The organism is Bacillus sp. REN10 (assembly GCF_016820555.1).
Lineage (GTDB): Bacteria > Bacillota > Bacilli > Bacillales > Domibacillaceae > Bacillus_CE.
In genome coordinates, this window is the sequence record NZ_JADHDW010000001.1 from 505,920 (window position 1) to 524,195 (window position 18,276).

Annotated in this window: 18 protein-coding genes and 1 riboswitch; of the genes, 16 read left to right on the forward strand and 2 right to left on the reverse strand. The window is 39.9% G+C overall.

Annotation, left to right across the window (positions count from 1 at the left end; all coding sequences use genetic code 11):
* Nucleotides 1-127: 127 nt before the first annotated feature.
* Complete coding sequence (gene lysA, locus IRB43_RS02570) at nt 128-1,450, forward strand: diaminopimelate decarboxylase (RefSeq protein ID WP_203361845.1); 1,323 nt, start codon at nt 128-130, stop codon at nt 1,448-1,450.
* 205 nt (nt 1,451-1,655) lie between these two features.
* The gene (locus IRB43_RS02575; RefSeq protein WP_203361846.1) at nt 1,656-2,009 is read left to right on the forward strand and encodes a GNAT family N-acetyltransferase; all 354 of its coding nucleotides are present in this window, start codon (nt 1,656-1,658) and stop codon (nt 2,007-2,009) included.
* A 14-nt stretch (nt 2,010-2,023) separates the two neighbouring features.
* On the opposite strand, the gene IRB43_RS02580 is transcribed toward IRB43_RS02575, so the two are convergent.
* Complete coding sequence (locus IRB43_RS02580; protein WP_203361847.1) at nt 2,024-2,566, reverse strand: DUF309 domain-containing protein; 543 nt, start codon at nt 2,564-2,566, stop codon at nt 2,024-2,026.
* Nucleotides 2,567-2,717: 151 nt separating this feature from the next.
* Here IRB43_RS02580 and IRB43_RS02585 point away from each other — a divergent pair, with 151 nt between their 5' ends.
* The 14 genes from IRB43_RS02585 to IRB43_RS02650 all read left to right on the forward strand — a co-directional run bounded on the left by IRB43_RS02585 (nt 2,718) and on the right by IRB43_RS02650 (nt 17,887).
* Complete coding sequence (locus tag IRB43_RS02585) at nt 2,718-3,458, forward strand: segregation/condensation protein A (protein ID WP_203361848.1); 741 nt, start codon at nt 2,718-2,720, stop codon at nt 3,456-3,458.
* Complete coding sequence (gene scpB / locus IRB43_RS02590; protein WP_203361849.1) at nt 3,455-4,042, forward strand: SMC-Scp complex subunit ScpB; 588 nt, start codon at nt 3,455-3,457, stop codon at nt 4,040-4,042. The genes IRB43_RS02585 and scpB overlap by 4 nt, the downstream gene beginning before the upstream one ends.
* Before the next feature lie 128 nt (nt 4,043-4,170).
* Nucleotides 4,171-5,280, forward strand: a complete 1,110-nt coding sequence (locus tag IRB43_RS02595; protein WP_203361850.1) for a D-alanyl-D-alanine carboxypeptidase family protein — start codon at nt 4,171-4,173, stop codon at nt 5,278-5,280.
* Nucleotides 5,281-5,301: 21 nt separating this feature from the next.
* A complete protein-coding gene (locus IRB43_RS02600; RefSeq protein ID WP_203361851.1) occupies nt 5,302-5,895 on the forward strand; it encodes a nucleoside recognition domain-containing protein in 594 nt (197 codons plus the stop codon).
* Nucleotides 5,896-6,426 (forward strand): spore maturation protein, encoded by a 531-nt coding sequence (locus tag IRB43_RS02605; protein ID WP_203361852.1) that lies wholly within the window; start codon nt 5,896-5,898, stop codon nt 6,424-6,426.
* A gap of 253 nt (nt 6,427-6,679) precedes the next feature.
* Complete coding sequence (locus IRB43_RS02610; protein WP_203361853.1) at nt 6,680-7,411, forward strand: pseudouridine synthase; 732 nt, start codon at nt 6,680-6,682, stop codon at nt 7,409-7,411.
* A 124-nt stretch (nt 7,412-7,535) separates the two neighbouring features.
* On the forward strand, nt 7,536-8,069 hold the full coding sequence (gene resA, locus IRB43_RS02615) for a thiol-disulfide oxidoreductase ResA (RefSeq protein ID WP_203361854.1): 534 nt from the start codon (nt 7,536-7,538) through the stop codon (nt 8,067-8,069).
* Nucleotides 8,070-8,086: 17 nt separating this feature from the next.
* Nucleotides 8,087-9,706 carry a cytochrome c biogenesis protein ResB gene (gene resB, locus IRB43_RS02620; RefSeq protein ID WP_203361855.1) on the forward strand — a complete coding sequence of 540 codons (1,620 nt, stop codon included), beginning with the start codon at nt 8,087-8,089 and terminating at the stop codon, nt 9,704-9,706.
* Nucleotides 9,707-9,721: 15 nt separating this feature from the next.
* Nucleotides 9,722-10,915, forward strand: coding sequence for a c-type cytochrome biogenesis protein CcsB (ccsB, locus tag IRB43_RS02625; protein WP_203361856.1), 1,194 nt, complete (start codon nt 9,722-9,724; stop codon nt 10,913-10,915).
* A 91-nt stretch (nt 10,916-11,006) separates the two neighbouring features.
* Nucleotides 11,007-11,768, forward strand: a complete 762-nt coding sequence (locus IRB43_RS02630) for a response regulator transcription factor (RefSeq protein WP_203362003.1) — start codon at nt 11,007-11,009, stop codon at nt 11,766-11,768.
* On the forward strand, nt 11,765-13,540 hold the full coding sequence (locus tag IRB43_RS02635) for an ATP-binding protein (protein ID WP_203361857.1): 1,776 nt from the start codon (nt 11,765-11,767) through the stop codon (nt 13,538-13,540). The genes IRB43_RS02630 and IRB43_RS02635 overlap by 4 nt, the downstream gene beginning before the upstream one ends.
* 117 nt (nt 13,541-13,657) lie before the next feature.
* Complete coding sequence (locus IRB43_RS02640) at nt 13,658-13,807, forward strand: hypothetical protein (RefSeq protein WP_203361858.1); 150 nt, start codon at nt 13,658-13,660, stop codon at nt 13,805-13,807.
* 61 nt (nt 13,808-13,868) lie between these two features.
* Nucleotides 13,869-13,999: riboswitch (FMN riboswitch) on the forward strand.
* Between the two features lie 140 nt (nt 14,000-14,139).
* On the forward strand, nt 14,140-14,712 hold the full coding sequence (locus IRB43_RS02645; RefSeq protein ID WP_203361859.1) for an ECF transporter S component: 573 nt from the start codon (nt 14,140-14,142) through the stop codon (nt 14,710-14,712).
* Nucleotides 14,713-14,857: 145 nt separating this feature from the next.
* The gene (locus IRB43_RS02650) at nt 14,858-17,887 is read left to right on the forward strand and encodes an efflux RND transporter permease subunit (protein WP_203361860.1); all 3,030 of its coding nucleotides are present in this window, start codon (nt 14,858-14,860) and stop codon (nt 17,885-17,887) included.
* A gap of 34 nt (nt 17,888-17,921) precedes the next feature.
* On the opposite strand, the gene IRB43_RS02655 is transcribed toward IRB43_RS02650, so the two are convergent.
* Nucleotides 17,922-18,170 (reverse strand): ferredoxin, encoded by a 249-nt coding sequence (locus tag IRB43_RS02655; RefSeq protein ID WP_203361861.1) that lies wholly within the window; start codon nt 18,168-18,170, stop codon nt 17,922-17,924.
* Nucleotides 18,171-18,276: the final 106 nt, after the last annotated feature.

Consider the following 18,276-nt stretch of genomic DNA (forward strand, 5'->3'; position numbering starts at 1 on the left):
TATAGTACTTTTAATCATTTTAGTCACTAGACAGTTTGTTGTGTATACAGCTGTCTATTTCTTCTTTTTGTATTATCTGAATATTGACATTTGAGAAAAAAGAAACTTGAGGAATAGAGGAGATTGTATGCATACATATGGAACTGCCCGCGTGAATCAAGCGGGTCACTTAGAAATAGGAGGAGTAGATGTCATCGATTTGGCTCAAAAATATGGCACTCCTCTTTATATTTATGACGTTGCTTTAATAAGAGAAAGAGCCAGAGGATTTAAAGAGACATTCGAAAAGCTGGGTGTTAAAGCTCAAGTGGCTTATGCAAGTAAAGCTTTTTCTGCTATCGGTATGATTCAGCTTGTAGAGGAAGAAGGGTTATCTTTAGATGTTGTATCTGGAGGAGAGCTTTATACAGCATTGAAGGCTAGCTTCCCGCCTGAGCGAATCCACTTTCACGGTAATAATAAAAGCAAAGAGGAACTGATCATGGCAATTGAGAGTGAGATTGGCTGTATCGTTGTCGATAACTTTTATGAACTGAAGATGCTGCAATCTCTTTGTGAGCAGCAAGGAAAAGAGATGAATATTTTGTTGCGTGTGACGCCTGGAGTAGAGGCTCATACGCATGACTATATTACAACGGGACAAGAAGACTCGAAATTCGGTTTTGACTTAAACAATGGCCAAGCAGAAGAAGCACTGCAAATGGCTGTGCAAATGCAAGGAATCAAACTTTTAGGTATCCATTGTCATATTGGCTCACAAATATTTGAAACAGCTGGTTTTATACTGGCAGCCCGGAAAATTATTGAAAAACTAGCCGAATGGAAAGAGCGTTATCACTTTGAATCTGATGTATTAAACCTTGGCGGTGGCTTCGGAATTCGCTATACTGAAGAAGATGCTCCGCTTGAGCCTTCCCAATATGTAGAAGAAATTATTAAAGAAGTACAAGAAAAGACGGCTAGTTATGGAATGTCTATGCCAGAAATCTGGATTGAGCCAGGACGTTCACTTGTTGGTGATGCCGGCATTACTTTATATGAAACAGGATCTGAAAAGCACGTTCCTAATGTAAGAAAGTATATCGCTGTTGACGGAGGAATGAATGACAATATTCGTCCTGCTTTGTATGAAGCGAAGTATGAAGCGGTATTAGCCAACCGTGTCAACGATCCTGTAGAAGAAACAGTATCTATTGCAGGGAAATGCTGCGAATCAGGAGATATGTTGATCTGGGATTTGCCCTTGCCAAAGGCTCAGTCTGGAGATGTTTTGGCGGTATTTTGTACAGGTGCTTATGGCTATTCAATGGCTAATAACTATAACCGTATCCCAAGACCGCCTGTCGTTTTCGTTGAGAACGGAAGGGTTGACTTAATTATCAAAAGGGAAAGTTACGATGACATGATTAAGCTTGATCTTCCTCTGACAAAAACGATGAGCCATAAATGAAGAACCAACAATTTGAGGTGAAGTATGAATAGAAATAATGCCATACTGTTTATCATTCTTGTGTTAATTGCCTGTGGTTGGGGTGTATACTATTGGTTATTTATTGCTTAAGGAAAGTTGAATAATTTCCAAAGTCTTGTTAAAATGGTAATCAATGAATGGCGATTATATGCATGATTACCATAAAATCGAAGAGGGATTTCATATGTTAATTCGTTATAAAAAGTCTTTTGAAAAAATTGCGATGGGTTTGTTGTCATTTATGCCTGAGGAGAAGGAAATCAAAAAATTGCAGCAAACAATAAAGTCCTATGAGGAAAAGGATGATTGGCAACTTTATTTATGGAAAGATGAAGAAATTATCGGCGCCTTAGGTACGAAAGAACAGGGAGGTACGATAGAAATTCAGCATATTTGCGTAAATCCTTCTTATCGTATGGAAGGGATTGGGAAAAGCATGGTGAAAGAGCTCAAAGAAATGCATGCGGATAAGAAAATTGTCCCTAACTCATCCACCTCTAAATTTTTTCATAAGTGTGAAGAAGACCCGGCTGAATAAGTGCGGGTCTTTTTTTACTGAATGATATTTTTAGACATGTTTCTAGCTTGTTGCCGTTCTTGTAATGAACGCTCTCTAGCAGCAAGGACATCTGATCGATCTCTTAACGTATGTTTATGGTATAAGTAATCAGTAGACTCCTTTATAAGTGGAGAAAAACAGGATTGCTTCACAAGTTGATATTGCTGTTTGAGTTCTGGATCATTCAAAGGAATGGAGAAAGAAGTAAACGGTTGTTCTTGTTGTAAATCTTGAAGACGCGCGGAGAAGTTGTTTAAGAACACTTGACTGTCAATTCCCAATTCGTCAAGCTTCTTTCGCTGTTTCGTTAATGTGTTAAGGGCTTTTACTGCTAATTTGAGAGCGCCCTTCATGTTGCCTCGGCGGTGATGATAAAGAACAACGGCTGTTTGAATCAGCCCAACCCAAACGGAATCACGAGTTTGATCCGTCTTTTCTTTCCAATATTCTTCTAGCACTTCATGGCATTCAAAGTAATCTTGATGGTCATGAAAATGAACGAGAAAGGTTAAATAAGCCAACGGATATGAATACATAAACATCCTCCTGCTCAAGTTACACTACACACATCTTAACATGCTTAAAACTCTTGATCAAATTCCCAAAATAGTAGTGGACACGACCGCTGAATCCTCTATACTAAAGGTTGAGCTTTTTTAGTGAACTGAAAAGAATTGGTGATAAAATATGCAATATAAAGTAAAAGTTGATGCATTTGAAGGGCCGCTTGATTTATTGCTGCACTTAATTCAACGGCTAGAGATCGATATATATGATATTCCTATGGCAGAAATTACAGAGCAATATTTATTGTTCATTCATGCGATGAAGGAATTAGAGCTTGATGTCGCCAGTGAGTATTTAGTAATGGCTGCTACATTATTAGCGATTAAAAGTAAAACTTTACTGCCTTCCCATGCTGAAGAAGAAGAGGTCGATTGGGTGGAAGAAGACCCGCGAGATGAGTTAGTAGAACGGTTAGTGGAATACAAAAGGTATAAAGAGGCCGCTGAGCGCTTAAAAGAAAAAGAAGAAGAGCGAGGACAGTTTTTTACGAAAGCACCGAGTGATTTAACCGCTTTTGAAGATGAATATCCATCAGCGAAAGACTTACAGGTGACTGTCTATGATATGCTTGGAGCGTTTCATAAGCTCCTTCGCCGCAAAAAGCTACAGAAACCGATGACGAAAAAAGTGAAAAGGCAAGAGATCTCTTTAGAAAAACGAATGAATCAAATTTTGATCACATTAGCCCGTTGCAGAAAGCCGACTCGTTTTGTCGATTTGTTTCCTTATGACGATAGAGGAGAAATGGTCGTCAGCTTTTTGGCCATTTTAGAATTAATGAAACAAAATGAGATTGTCGTTGAGCAACAAGATCATTTTTCTGATCTATTTGTTATGGCAAAAGGAGGAGGCAGCGAATGAATATTATTAATTGGCTGAGCATTACAGAGAGTCTGCTTTTTGCTGCTGGCGATGAAGGGTTATCATTGAAACAAATCAGTCAAGTACTTGAAGTAGAAGAACATGAAGCAAAAGATATTCTCAATGAATTAAAGGAGCGCTATGAGCAAGATCAAGATCGAGGGATTGTATTAATTGAACTCGCGGAAACGTATCAGCTGGCAACAAAAAAGGAACATGCTCCTTATATTAAAAAGCTAGTGGAGAACAGTCATTCTCAAACGCTTTCTCAAGCAGCTCTTGAAACATTAGCGATCATTGCCTATAAGCAGACGATCACAAGGGCGGAGATTGAAGAAATTCGCGGGGTGAAGACCGATCGTGCCCTCCAAAATCTCACAGCTAGAGGATTGATTAAGGAATATGGACGAGCGGAAGGTCCGGGTCGTCCGATTTTATACGGAACTACAAAAGAATTTTTGGACTGTTTTGGTTTGAAAGACATTTCTGAGCTCCCACCGTTGTCGGAAATGGAAGAGAATGAACAAGAGGAAGCCGATTTATTTTTTGAACGGTTTGAACAAGTATTAAATCATGAGGAGTAAAAAGCAGCCGCGGCTGCTTTTTTTTCATTTCATCTGATGGCACTCTTCCTTTGAAGTTTCACTTATCGGGCATGTTGACTGCTTATTTTGCATATAGTTGTACAAATCAATGAGGGAGAGATCAGCGGATGAATAAAAAAGTGCCAGTTATCCTCCTGGCTTTCCTACTGTTCTTGCTGTCAACGAACTGGGCGGCACAAGCCAGTACGAGTGCTGTTAGCGCTATAATAATGGAGCAACAGAGCGGCCGGGTATTATATGCGAAAGACCCACATGAGGTGATGCGTATTGCTAGTATCACGAAAATTATGACGGCAATTCTTGCAATTGAATCAGACAAGCTGCATGAAAAAGTCAAGGTGAGCAAGAATGCTGTGCTAACAGAAGGATCCTCCCTTTATTTGAAAAAAGGAGAAAAGATTCCGCTCGAAGATTTAGTGTACGGCTTAATGTTGCGCTCAGGGAATGATGCAGCTGTTGCCATTGCAGAACATGTAGGAGGAAGTAAAGAAGGATTTGTGTTTTTGATGAATGAGAAAGCGAAAGAAATTGGTATGAAGAATACTCATTTTGCTAATCCCCATGGGCTCGATGATAGCGAGAAACATCGCTCCACTGCTTATGACATGGCTTTGTTAACTCGGTATGCGATGGAAAATGCCACTTATCGAAAAATAGCTGGCACCAAGAAATACCGATCAAAAGATCCAAGCGGTGAGTGGGATCGAATTTGGCATAACAAAAACCGTTTATTAACAGAAAAGTATGAATACTGCACGGGAGGGAAAACAGGTTTTACAAAAAAAGCGCATCGAACGCTAGTGACAACAGCTACTAAAGGAGATATGGACTTGATCGCAGTCACATTAAATGCCCCGGATGACTGGAAGGATCATATTTATATGTATGAACGGAGCTTTGAGCAATACGATCCAAAAGTGATTTTGGAGAAAGGGGAGCTTGAGATTGATAGTCTTCCTTTTTATGATGATCATCTTTATTTAAACAGAGATGTACTATTCCCTCTCACAAAAGAAGAGGAAAAACAACTCTCTATTCACTATAAGCTTTTGAAGCCGAAGAGAAGCTGGAAGGATGGGAAAGTGCCTGAGGTGGTTGGACAAGCAGAAGTATATATTGATAAAGAAAAAGTATTTACCATGCCTATTTATTATAAATCGGAGAATGAAAAACAGCGGAAATCTCTCCTCGATAAGTGGAAGGAATGGTGGTCATGATCAACAACGAGGAAATAAGTTATGGTTAACTACATTTGGGTAGGGCTGACCTTAATTGGACTGATCTTTGCAGGGATTAACGGCAAAATGAATGAAGTGAATAAAGCTGTATTTCAAGCTTCTGGAGACGCCGTCACCATTTGTATCGGATTAATTAGTGTGCTAGTTTTTTGGCTTGGGTTAATGAAAATAGCTGAGAAGGCTGGGATGCTACAGCAATTTGCTCGTTTGTTTAAGCCGATTGCGAAGCGATTATTTCCGGATATTCCAGCTGATCATCCAGCAATGGGGTATATTTTATCCAATATGACAGCTAATATGTTTGGTCTTGGAAACGCAGCGACTCCGTTTGGGATTAAAGCGATGGAGGAGCTAAAGCGGTTAAATGGGGGAAAGAGTGAAGCGAGCCGTTCGATGATTACCTTTTTAGCTATTAATACATCGAGTATCACACTCATTCCAACCACTGTTTTAGCAATTCGCTTTTCTTATCATTCCGCCTCACCTGCAGAAATCGTGGCACCGACTCTATTTGCAACCGCCTGTTCAACCGTCTTTGCAATTGCAATTGACCGCTATTTCTATTTGCGCCGTAAGCGAAAGGGAGGGGGATAAATGACGTGGCTCTCGACCATTTCTATATGGATTATTCCTGTAATGATCGGCTTTATTTTGTTTTATGGTACGATGAAGAAAGTTCCTACCTATGAAACTTTTGTAGAAGGAGGAAAAGAAGGGATAAACATCGCTATTTCTATTATTCCTTATTTAGTAGGGATGATGGTATCCATTGCTATTTTTCGAGCATCTGGAGCGCTTGAAAGTATAGTGGAATGGATGAGACCGGTGCTGTTATGGATTGGCATGGCACCAGAAGTTTTTCCGCTTGCATTAATTCGTCCTATTTCAGGAAACGCTGCTTTAGGAATGGTGAGTGACTTAATTGCCACTTACGGTCCAGATTCTTATATTGGCCGTCTAGCTTCTGTCATGCAAGGAAGCACGGATACGACTTTTTATGTGTTAACGATTTATTTTGGTGCAGTCGGCATCAAGCAAATGGGAGATGCGTTAAAAGTCGGTTTGCTTGCTGATTTAGCTGGGTTTGTGGCTGCTGTTTTTATTGTTTCATGGATGTTTTCTTAACGAACGATAATTATGGCAGAATATCGTCTACAATTTCCCCTCTCATTCCGTCGAGAAAATTTATTTTCTCGGCATTTTCTATTTGTTCTAGTCCAACCCGTTAAAAACAACTGAAACGAACACGATTGTTTAGAAAAGCCTGCTGGCTAAAAAGCGAATCTGCATCATTTGAATGATGTCTGTGGCTTTTCTTATTTCAACCGATGTGTAATAATGCATAATGACACATATTGAAGAATTTAGAGGTGATGGAATGGAGCGGCTACAAAAAGTGATCGCGCAGGCTGGTTTTGCGTCAAGGCGTAAAGCAGAGCAACTCATAATAGAAGGAAAAGTAACCGTTAATGGGAAAGTAGTAACAGAACTTGGAACGAAGGTATCCCCTTCCGATAAAGTCGAAGTAGGTGGCATTCCAGTGGAAGGACAGGAAAAAGTCTATTTCCTATTCTATAAACCACGCGGAGTCATTTCAGCGGTTTCTGATGATAAAAACCGTAAAGTGGTGACAGATTACTTCCCGTTTGTAGAAGAAAGGATTTTTCCGGTTGGACGCTTAGATTATGACACATCGGGGTTATTGCTTTTAACGAATGATGGAGAATTTGCTAATTTGCTGACACATCCGCGTTATGAAATTGATAAAACGTATGTGGCGCGTCTTAACGGTATTCCTCAGCGTTATATGTTAAAGCAATTAGCGACTGGGATTAAGCTTGAAGATGGGAAAACAGCACCGGCAAAAGTAAAGGAACTTGCGGTCGATAAAAAGAAACAGCGGGCAACGATTGAGATTACGATCCATGAAGGACGAAACCGTCAAGTCCGTCGTATGTTTGAAGCAATCGGTTTTGAAGTTCAAAAGCTCAAACGTGAACGATATGCGTTTTTAACGTTAAAAGGGTTAAATGCTGGAGAGTTCCGCGAATTAACAGCTCATGAAGTGAAACAACTCCGCACTTTGGCAGAAACAGGGATGTTGCGTTGACAAGAAATTGTCACACATCCTTCAAAACCATTTTTTTTAGGAAAAACACGGAAATGGTATAATGAAATAAGCATTGGTTACTAAAATAATAACAATGGTATGTTACATCGGGAGGGACAGCTGCTTGGATAAAAGAAAGAAAAGATTTATGATGCGTTCCGCTATTCTAGCAGTCTTAGCGATTGCTGTCGGTTATACGCTTTATACGAATTTGACGAAAGAGGCTCGAGGCACTTTACAAGTAGGTGATCAGGCACCTGATTTTGTCGTAACCGATCTTTCAGGAGAAAAGCATCAATTGTCTGAGTATAAAGGCAAAGGTGTTTTTCTTAATTTTTGGGGGTCATGGTGCGCCCCATGTAAAGAAGAGATGCCTCATATGGAAACGATATCAAAAGAGTTTAAAGATCAAGGAGTAGAAGTTCTAGCTGTAAACGTTGGAGACTCGGAATTACAAACGAAGAATTTTGCAAAGCAGTATGGCTTAACTTTTCCGATTGCGATCGACACAACGAAAGAGGTAGAAAAAGCATATGGTGTGAGCAGGCTTCCAGCTACATACATGATTAATGCAGACGGGAAAGTCGAAGAAGTGATTGTTGGTGGATTAGTGAAAGAAGAACAAGTGAGGGCTTTATTTGAAAAAGTGAAACCATAATTTTAAGGAGTTTTAAAATGGAGAAAGTTAAATGTGAGTGCGGCCATGTCAATCCTCACGGGACGATTCTATGTGAATCATGCGGGCGAGCATTAACGGAAGAAGCGAAGCAAGAAAAGCTGCATGATATGCGCTATGAAGGCAGTGCCCGCCGATCACAAACATATCAAAAGACCGTCGTTGATAAAGTATGGAATTTCTTTTCTTCGGTCAAAGTTGGGGTTTGGCTCATTGTTTTAACGCTTGTTGCATCATCCATTGGAACTATTTTTCCGCAAAAACTATTTATTCCTCAAAATATACCGCCAGAGCAATATTATGAAGAGGTTTATGGGTTTGCTGGGAAACTGTATTATGTGTTAGGGTTTTATGATTTATATAATTCTGCTTGGTTTATTGCTCTAATTGCCGCTATTGGTGTGTCTCTTGTGATTTGCAGTCTTGATCGTGTCATACCGCTTTATCGGGCACTGAAAAACCAACGGGTAGATCGGCATGTGTCATTTATGAGCAAGCAACGCTTCTTTGCGAAAAAGGAAATGAAGCTGAGTGAAGAAGAATGGCATGCAGTGAAAAATCAATTATCAAGCAAGCGCTATAAACTTCGCGAAGAAAATGGCAGTTTGTTGGCGGAGAAAAACCGTTTTTCACGTTGGGGACCTTATGTGAATCACATCGGTCTGATCATTTTTTTAATTGGTGCAATGCTTCGTTCAGTGGACGGAATGTATGTGGATGACCGCCTATGGATTCGTGAAGGAGCAACATTGGAGATTCCTGGAACGAATGGTGAGTATTATTTGAAAAATGAAAAATTCATTATTGAAAACTATGATAAAGAAAAAGATCCAGAAGTGTTCAATCAAGCGCTGGATCGAGCGAATGGCGTGGTGAAGACGTATCAAACGAATGCAGTTCTTTACCGGGATGAAAACCAAGGGCTGCCTGGGGCAGAACCAAAGCTCAAAAAGGTGAAAGAAGAGGAAATTCGCGTGAATGAGCCTTTGAAGTTTGACCATTTCGCTCTTTATCAAGATAGTTTCAGCAAAGATGAAATGAAGTCTATGGAGTTTGGGTTAACGAATAAAGCGACACAAGAAGAAGTAGGTCGAGTGAAGATCGACTTATTAAAACCTAAAGATGTGTACGATTTAGGAAATGGATATAAAGTAGAGCTGATTGGCTATTATCCAGATTATGATGGTTTTTCTGAAAAAGGAGAACCAACAACTAAGTCGCCTTTACCAAATAATCCGGCCTTTTTCTTTAAAATGATCTCTCCTGAGCATCCAAAAGGGGAAATTAGTTTCGTGGCGATTCGTAAAACGCTCGAGCCTGTTGGAGAAACTGAGTACAAAATGGAGTTCAAAGGAATTGAAACGCGCAATATTTCTGTACTGACTGTACGTAAAGATTTAACGCTATGGATTTTAGCAGTTGGAGGAGCGATCTTTATGATTGGGGTCGTCCAAGGAGCTTATTGGAATCATCGACGTCTATGGATTCGCCGAATTGATAGCGAAGTGTACGTTGCCGCCCATACAAATAAAAATTGGCATGGACTTAAACGAGAAATTGACGCAGCGCTCGAATCAACGAAAATACCGATGCTTGAAGATCAACAGAAGTCATCATAAGGAGGGGGAACCAAAATGTCTGACTTAGTTCAATGGAGTGGGAATCTGCTATACACTTCATTTATATTATACTTAGTGGCGACATTTTTATTCGGAGGAGCTGTTCGCCAAAAGAAAGATGGGCAAAAACAAGAGGAAAATCGCTGGGGAAAATTAGGGTTTACAGTGACAGTGATCGGTTTTATTGCCCAGCTAGGCTACTTTATTACACGCTGGATGGCTTCAGGGCATGCGCCTGTTAGTAATCTGTTCGAGTTTGTTACTTTCTTTGCTATGATGTTAGTTGGAGCTTTTATTGTCATTTATTTAATGTACCGTCTGCCTGTATTAGGGTTGTTTGCCTTGCCGGTTGCGACGATCGTCATTGCCTATGCAAGCATGTTCCCGAAAGAAATCAGTCCGCTCATTCCAGCACTTCAAAGTGATTGGCTACATATTCATGTGACGACGGTTGCGGCAGCGGAAGGAATTTTAGCGATTAGCTTTGTTGCAGGGTTGGTTTATTTAGTGAAAAATATTGATCAATCGAAAAGAAACAAACAAACGATTTGGCTAGAAGTTGTGATGTTTAGCCTTGTGGCAACGATCGGGTTCGTCATTGTGACAACATCTTTTAATCTTGCGGGATACGAAGCGAAGTTTGACTATATTAATAAAGATGGAAATCCGGCTGAAGAAACATTTCATATGCTAGCCATCATCGGTCCAAATGAAGGTCAATTACTAACAGACGGAAAATTTGAACCGATCATGGAGGTTCCTGGTTTTATTAATGCGAAAAAGCTAAATACGCTCGTTTGGTCACTTATATCTGGACTTCTTCTTTATCTCGTGATTCGTCTCGTGACTCGCAAACGAATCGGTGCGCTTGTACAGCCTTTTGTGAAAAATGTTAATTCAGACTTAATGGATGAAGTAAGTTACCGTTCGGTTCTCATTGGTTTTCCAGTTTTTACTCTTGGAGGATTAATCTTCGCCATGATTTGGGCCCAAATTGCCTGGTCTAGATTTTGGGGATGGGACCCGAAAGAGGTATGGGCACTGATTACATGGTTGTTCTATGCGGCTTTTTTACATCTTCGCTTATCGAAAGGCTGGCATGGAGAAAAATCGGCTTGGTTGGCCGTCATCGGATTTGTGATTATTATGTTTAACTTAGTAGCGGTGAACTTAGTCATAGCGGGTCTTCACTCGTACGCAACGCCGTAAATATGAAACCTCCGCTTTTATGCGGAGGCTTTTTTCTATAAGAATAGTTGATAAATTGAAAAAAAACAAAGATTAGTTAATAATGAAAGCAATGAATAAAAAGTATGATTCATTGTATGATTGGGAGGTTGCTACGTTGGAAACTGAATTAAAGATTTTAGTGGTAGATGATGAGGAGAGAATTCGCCGCTTGCTGCGAATGTATTTAGAAAGAGAAAATTATGTAATCGATGAAGCGGAAGATGGGGAAACAGCTCTCGAAATGGCTTTAAACGAAGAATACGATTGCATTTTGTTGGATTTAATGATGCCGGGGAAAGATGGTATTGAAGTATGTAGAGAGCTGAGAGAGAAGAAGGCTACACCGGTGATTATGTTAACGGCGAAAGGAGAAGAAGCCAATCGCGTTCAAGGATTCGAAGTAGGAACAGATGATTATATTGTGAAGCCTTTTAGTCCGCGGGAGGTTGTTCTTCGTGTGAAAGCCTTATTACGACGATCGTCTCCAACAACTTATTTACAGACAGATACGAAATCAAAGGATTTGATTGTGTATCCGCATTTGACGATTGACAATGATGCCCATCGAGTAACTGCGGATGGAGAAGAGGTCAATTTAACACCGAAAGAATATGAATTGCTTTACTTTTTAGCGAAAGCGCCAGATAAGGTATTTGATCGTGAACATTTATTAAAAGAAGTTTGGCATTATGAATTTTTTGGAGATTTACGGACGGTAGACACACATGTAAAGCGCCTGCGTGAAAAATTAAACAAAGTATCCGAGAAAGCGGCAAAAATGATTGTCACTGTATGGGGAGTAGGCTATAAATTTGAGGTTGTGAATGAATGAAGCTTTGGAGAAGTGTAGTAGGAAAGCTTTGGATGACCATTCTTTTGCTTGTATCGTTTGTTTTATTCTTTTTAACGATTTTGCTGCTTGAGTTTTTTGAGAATTACCATGCGAGAGAAGTCGAGAAAGAATTATCTGACACAGCGACAAAGATCTCTAAAGTTATTTCTGATCATGAAGATAAACAAACGGGTATGCAAGTCGCTTGGGATTTAGTAGATGAACCGGTTCATCTGATCATTGCGGAAAATAAAGAGCGTTTTCATTACGCCCCCGGCGATGAAGCGAGCACGACATTAGATCAATCGAAAGTGATCAATGACCCTGTACTCTCTCAAGTATTTACTGAAGATAAAAAAGTACGAACGGAGCTTCCTATTCAAGGAGGAATCCAATCCAATCGGCATGAGAATTCCATTGTCATTGCTGTTCCGCTTCGAATGACAGATAAAGAAGACGGAGCTGTCATTATTTATCAATCATTAGAGGTCATTAAGGAAACCTCTCAGCAAACAACAAGACTAATTTTACTAGCAGCGGGAATTGCCATTGTGTTAACAACTATCTTTGCGTTTTTCCTATCCACAAGAATTACAGCTCCTTTAAGGAAGATGAGGGAAGCTGCGACGGAAGTAGCAAAAGGAAAATTCGATACGAAAGTACCCATTTTAACAACGGATGAAATCGGTGCGCTTGCTACGTCCTTTAACCAAATGGCCAAGCAATTAAATTATAATATTCATGCGCTGAACCAGGAAAAAGAACAGCTTTCCAGTATACTAAGCAGTATGGCGGATGGTGTGATTACCTTTAATCGCGATGGGACAATACTCATCACCAATCCGCCAGCGGAGCGATTTTTGCAAAATTGGTATTATGAGATGGGAAATAATTACGATAATCAAACGATGCCTACTTTAGTGGCTGATTTGCTGAGAAAGGCGATTGAAACTGAGACGGAGCAAATTGGTGAATTGTCCTTAAAAGACCGCTCGTATGTAGTGATCGTCAGTCCGCTTTATAATGATAAGTCCGTTCGCGGTGCAGTAGCGGTGGTTCGGGATATGTCCGAAGAGCGGCGATTAGACAAGCTTAGAAAAGACTTTATTGCTAACGTCTCTCATGAATTACGGACACCGATTGCGATGTTGCAAGGCTACAGTGAAGCGATTGTCGATGATATTGCAGGAACGGAAGAGGAAAAAAGAGAAATTGCTAAAATTATTCATGAAGAATCGCTTCGAATGGGGCGTCTTGTGAATGAACTGTTAGATTTGGCGAGAATGGAAGCAGGGCATATTAATCTAGAATTAGAGGAAATCGAGCTGTCTTCGTTTATGAAGCGAGTATGCAATAAATTTCAAGGCTTAGCAAAAGAAAAGCAAATCGAATTGAGAGAAAATATTCCTGATGAGGAGTATTATATTGAGATTGATTCAGACCGCATTGAGCAAGTGTTGACGAATTTAATTGATAATGCTATTCGCCATACGCAGGAAAAAGGCTTTGTGGAAGTTAGATTAGAACGAAAAGCGGATGGGTATGAAGTTCATGTTCAAGATTCAGGTGTCGGCATTAGCGAAGAAGACTTGCCGTTTGTGTTTGAGCGGTTTTATAAAGGCGACAAAGCGAGAACACGAGGGCAATCAGGCACAGGACTTGGTCTATCTATTGCCAAAAATATGATTAAAGCACATCAAGGAAGTATTAAAGTAGAAAGCCAACTAGGAGAAGGAACAACCTTCACTTTTTACTTGCCACGAAGAAAATAAATGAAAGAGGAAGCTATTGTCTAGTAGCTTCCTCTTTTTTAAGTCATATTGAAAACGTTTTCGTGCATACAACTAGAAAGGCAGAGAACAAATAGAGTCGCAAGGAGGCCGATCAATATGACAGACTATATAAAGCGGTTTTGTATCGTGTTGGCGATGGTGGTGTGTGTCAGTTTGCTTATTCTTGGCGGAGGGATGATTCATCAGGAAAAGGAGTTGAAAAAAACGAGCATTTCGCATGGAAGAAGTTCAGATGTGATTACATAGAGATTAAATACTTCACACAATCGTTAAATTTATGTATAATAAACTCTAAAATACAATATCATTTCATCTTCGGGGCAGGGTGAAATTCCCGACCGGCGGTATAGAAGCATCCCTTCTGAGCCCGCGAGCCGCAAAGGCAGATTTGGTGAGAATCCAAAGCCGACAGTATAGTCTGGATGGGAGAAGGTGAAGGTCTGCCAGCGTTCAAAAAGTACAGTTTTGAACGTCTATTTGAGTATGACTTCAAACTCCCTCAAGCCTTTTGCTTGAGGGTTATTTAGTTGGCAGCCTTTCTTCTTGTGCAGGATGAATGAGAAGAAGGAGAGAGTTTTGTGAGAAACAAAAAGATTCGAGTGTTAACGTCTGTGGGTTTATTAAGTACATTATCCTATTTATTAATGTTGCTTAACTTTCCAATCCCGCCATTTCCAAGCTTTTTAATGATTGACTTTAGTGAAATCCCTGCGCTGATTGCTGCGATCGTCTTTGGTCCGCTTGCCGGTATTACGGTTGAATTCATTAAAAATGTATTAAATTTTTTAGCAGCAGGCAGTCCAACGGGTGTGCCTGTAGGGCATATAGCGAATTTCACAGCGGGTGTCACGTTTATCCTTCCGGTGTACTATGTGTATAAGAAATTTGAATCGAAAAAGGGAATGACTATTGCTTTGATCGCAGGGACAATAGTGATGGCTGTTATGATGAGTGTGTTGAACTATTATGTCATTTTACCAGCTTATACGCTTTTCTTAAATGCACCGGCGATGACAGCACCCGAAACGAAGCAGCTAGTAGTCACAGCTATTTTACCGTTTAATTTCATTAAAGGAATGGCGATGGCTGTAGTCTTTTTCTTCATTTATTCCCGCATTCAAGTATGGATGAAAAAACAATCAATGGCATAAAATGCTTAATGAATAAATGACGAAGGTCTCTGCTAAATTAATAGCAGGGGCTTTTTTTGAGGAAAACATTTTAAACATGCGGAAAGAACAAAAATAGATTATGATAAACGTAAATGATTCTTTTTGATAGAAATGAGGGAAGATTATGAATTTTTTAACGAGGTTTAGTTTGAAAAATGCCTTTGCCGTTTTCATTATTTCTTTTTTACTTATTCTTGGAGGCTTATACTCGTTTACGAAGTTAAAAGTGGACTTATTGCCGAATATTGAGTTTCCGCAATTAAGTGTGGAAGTTATCTACCCTGGTGCTTCTCCACAAGACTTAAATGAGCAGGTGACTTCTAAGCTTGAAGAAAAGTTTAAAGGGGTAGAAGGTGTTAAAAAAGTCCAAAGCTCTACTTTTGAAACGTTATCTGTAATTAGTATGGAATTCCCTTTCAGTACCGATATGGATGAAATGGAGCAGCAAGTGAACAATTTAATTAAAGAAGCGGACTTGCCAGAACAGACAAAAACGGAAATTAACCGTTTTTCTTTCGGTAGCTTTCCGATCTTTAATATTTCTTTATTCGCTAAAGAAGGGACGGATCTTCAACAGCTTCTTGATGAGGAAGTTATTCCTGAATTGAATAAGATTAATGGATTGAACAGTGTATCTGTTGGCGGATTGCAGGAAGAATGGCTTCAAGTGACAGTGGATCCAAACAAAGCTCGCGCCTACGGTTTATCACTTTCGCAAATTAAAGATCAAATCAATGAAAGGAATCTATCTTTTCCGGCTGGGACTATTGAAGGGAATCAAATCCAAGTTCCTGTCCGAGTCCAAGAAAAGGTAGAGACGAAAGAGCAGTTAGAGAAATTTATAATCACACCAGCGGCTTTTATTCCGAATGGTCAGCCGGTTGTATTGAAAGACATTGCCGTCATTGAAGAAGTAAAGGATCGGGCAGAAATCACACGCTATAATCAAAAAGATGCCTTGTCCATGGCGATAACGAAAAAGCAAGATGCCAATACCGTTGAAGTGGCTGAGAAAGTCATCAATATTATGAACAAGTACGACGGAGAATTTGAGTACGCCATCGGATTTGATTCAGCTGAAGGCATTGCCAAATCAGTTAGCACATTAATAAAAGAAGGATTACTAGGCGCGTTATTTGCTTCGTTGGCCGTGTTATTGTTCTTAAGAAATGTGCGTGCGACAATCATCGCCATTATTTCAATTCCGCTTTCTTTGCTTGTCACATCCATCTTTTTGTATCAGTTAGATATATCATTAAATATTATGACACTTGGTGGCATGGCTGTAGCTGTCGGTCGAGTAGTCGATGACAGCATCGTTGTTATAGAAAATATCTTTAGGCGAGTACGCAAATCGGGAGAAGGTGTGACGAATGAATTAATTATTCAGTCAACAAAGGAAATATTAAAAGCCATTACTTCTTCTACGATCACGACTGTTGTTGTTTTTTTACCGCTTGGTCTTGTCGGAGGGATTACAGGAGAATTCTTTCTTCCGTTTGCGATTACGATCGTGATTGCTTTATTAATGTCTTTACTCGTTTCCATTACGATTGTACCGATTTTAGCGAAGTTTTCGTTTAAGAAAGTTCCGCAGGCCGAAAAAGAAGGTCGATTACAAAAAGGATATGTACGGGCGATTGAGTGGTCATTAAACCATAAAGTAATTGTGATCATGTTATCTTTAGTTACGTTATTCAGCTCTTTTGCCTTTGCGTCCAGATTAGGATTTACCTTTATTCCAAATGAAGAGCAGAAGCTGTTAGCAGCCACGTTTCGTTTACCTTCGTCTACGCCACTTGAGAGAACAAATGAACTATCTTTACAGCTTGAACAATATTTAGCTGATGCAAAAGAAGTGGAAAATGTGACAACAGGGATTGGTACGAGGGATTTCCAATCAGGATTGAAGCGACCGAATCAAGCGAACTATTTTATTACGTTAAAAGATGGAGTCGATGTAGCTGATTATATCGACAAACTTGAACGTGAGATGGAAGAGCTGATTTTAACAGCAGAGCCGAAAGCCGTTCTTGGGGTGCAGGAGCAGCAAACGGGTGGCCCGCCATCTAATAATAATGTCAATATTGATTTATATTCCAATGATCTTGATCAATTACAAACAGCCGCTCAAATGGTTGAAACGTATATGAAGAAGCAAGATGACTTGAAATATGTTTCCAATAATTTCAGTGAAAAGCAAACGCAGCTCATCGTAAAGGTTGATCCTGCAAAGGCTGCGAAGGCAGGAGTATCGGGCTTTCAAATTCTTGGAGCCATCGCTGATCAAACGGAGCCGGTGGACGTTGGAAAGCTAGAATTGGATGGAAAAGAAAAAGCTGTTCGTCTAGCATATACAGAAAACGCCAATGCTGTTGATGATATTAAAAAGATTCAGCTATTCACAGCAAAAGGTCCATTAGCGATTACAGAAGTAGCGGATATCAAAGAGGGAGATGCATTTACGTCCATTCAAAAGCTTGATGGCAAAGTGTTTGCTCGAATTTCTGCGCAAATTGAAGGCAATGACATTCGAACTGTATCTGAGCGAGTGATTGAGGGAGTCAAACAGGATGTAGATTTACCAAAAGGAGTGAGCTTTGAAGGAGGAGGCGGAAGCGATGAAACCGTCGAAACATTCCAAGCATTAGGGTTAGCAATGGTCATTGCGATTGGATTAGTGTACATTACGATGCTCATTACGTTTGGTCAAGCGAGAATTCCATTTATCGTTCTTTCTTCTTTAATTTTTGTACCAATCGGTTCACTATTAGGACTAACGATCGCTAATGAGCCATTGTCTGTTAGTGTCATGATTGGTTTATTAATGTTGATTGGTATCGTGACAACCAATGCGATTGTGCTTGTTGATCGAATCGGACAAAATAGAGAGAACAAAGATATGACGATTCGGGAAGCATTGTTAGAAGCAGGAAAAACGAGACTGCGTCCAATTTTAATGACTGCCTTTGCGACAATTACGGCATTGATCCCGTTAGCGTTAACGACATCCTCTGGAACACTGATTTCAAAAGGCTTGGCGATTACAGTGATTGGAGGCTTGACGTCTTCTACTGTGCTAACACTTATTCTGATTCCTGTGCTATATGAATTATTTTTCTACCGAACAGTCAAGCAAGAGCAATCAAAATAAAAGAAACCCGCCAATTGGCGGGTTTCTTACTGTTTTATTCGTATTTTAAAGCGTCGCCATCAAACGGAGCGTCCGCCACTTTAATGGAATCTGTCGGGCAGCCTTCAAATGCATCTTGCATATCTTCTTCAAGCACTTCCGGAATAGCCGCTGTCCCTTCGTTATCATCTAAAATAACGAACGCAATTCCTTCATCATCATAATCATAAATGTCTGGTGCAGCTGCTCCGCAAGCACCGCATGCAATGCATGTGTCTTTATCAACAATTGTATATTTTGGCATTGTGAAACCTCCTTAGTGTATGTCAAATCCTCAATGGATTAAGCCAATCTTAAATCCTTAGAAAACTTCTATATTTTATTTTATATGTGATGTATTTACTTTTCAA

Bases quoted from the DNA above. Each gene is read 5' to 3' on its own strand.
- IRB43_RS02610 (WP_203361853.1), top strand. From the start codon at position 6,680: ATGGAGCGGCTACAAAAAGTGATCGCGCAGGCTGGTTTTGCGTCAAGG.
- lysA (WP_203361845.1), top strand. From the start codon at position 128: ATGCATACATATGGAACTGCCCGCGTGAATCAAGCGGGTCACTTAGAA.
- IRB43_RS02650 (WP_203361860.1), top strand. From the start codon at position 14,858: ATGAATTTTTTAACGAGGTTTAGTTTGAAAAATGCCTTTGCCGTTTTC.
- ccsB (WP_203361856.1), top strand. From the start codon at position 9,722: ATGTCTGACTTAGTTCAATGGAGTGGGAATCTGCTATACACTTCATTT.
- IRB43_RS02640 (WP_203361858.1), top strand. From the start codon at position 13,658: ATGACAGACTATATAAAGCGGTTTTGTATCGTGTTGGCGATGGTGGTG.
- scpB (WP_203361849.1), top strand. From the start codon at position 3,455: ATGAATATTATTAATTGGCTGAGCATTACAGAGAGTCTGCTTTTTGCT.
- IRB43_RS02635 (WP_203361857.1), top strand. From the start codon at position 11,765: ATGAAGCTTTGGAGAAGTGTAGTAGGAAAGCTTTGGATGACCATTCTT.
- resB (WP_203361855.1), top strand. From the start codon at position 8,087: ATGGAGAAAGTTAAATGTGAGTGCGGCCATGTCAATCCTCACGGGACG.
- IRB43_RS02585 (WP_203361848.1), top strand. From the start codon at position 2,718: ATGCAATATAAAGTAAAAGTTGATGCATTTGAAGGGCCGCTTGATTTA.
- IRB43_RS02605 (WP_203361852.1), top strand. From the start codon at position 5,896: ATGACGTGGCTCTCGACCATTTCTATATGGATTATTCCTGTAATGATC.
- IRB43_RS02575 (WP_203361846.1), top strand. From the start codon at position 1,656: ATGTTAATTCGTTATAAAAAGTCTTTTGAAAAAATTGCGATGGGTTTG.
- IRB43_RS02630 (WP_203362003.1), top strand. From the start codon at position 11,007: ATGAATAAAAAGTATGATTCATTGTATGATTGGGAGGTTGCTACGTTG.
- IRB43_RS02655 (WP_203361861.1), bottom strand. From the start codon at position 18,170: ATGCCAAAATATACAATTGTTGATAAAGACACATGCATTGCATGCGGT.
- IRB43_RS02600 (WP_203361851.1), top strand. From the start codon at position 5,302: ATGGTTAACTACATTTGGGTAGGGCTGACCTTAATTGGACTGATCTTT.
- IRB43_RS02580 (WP_203361847.1), bottom strand. From the start codon at position 2,566: ATGTATTCATATCCGTTGGCTTATTTAACCTTTCTCGTTCATTTTCAT.
- IRB43_RS02595 (WP_203361850.1), top strand. From the start codon at position 4,171: ATGAATAAAAAAGTGCCAGTTATCCTCCTGGCTTTCCTACTGTTCTTG.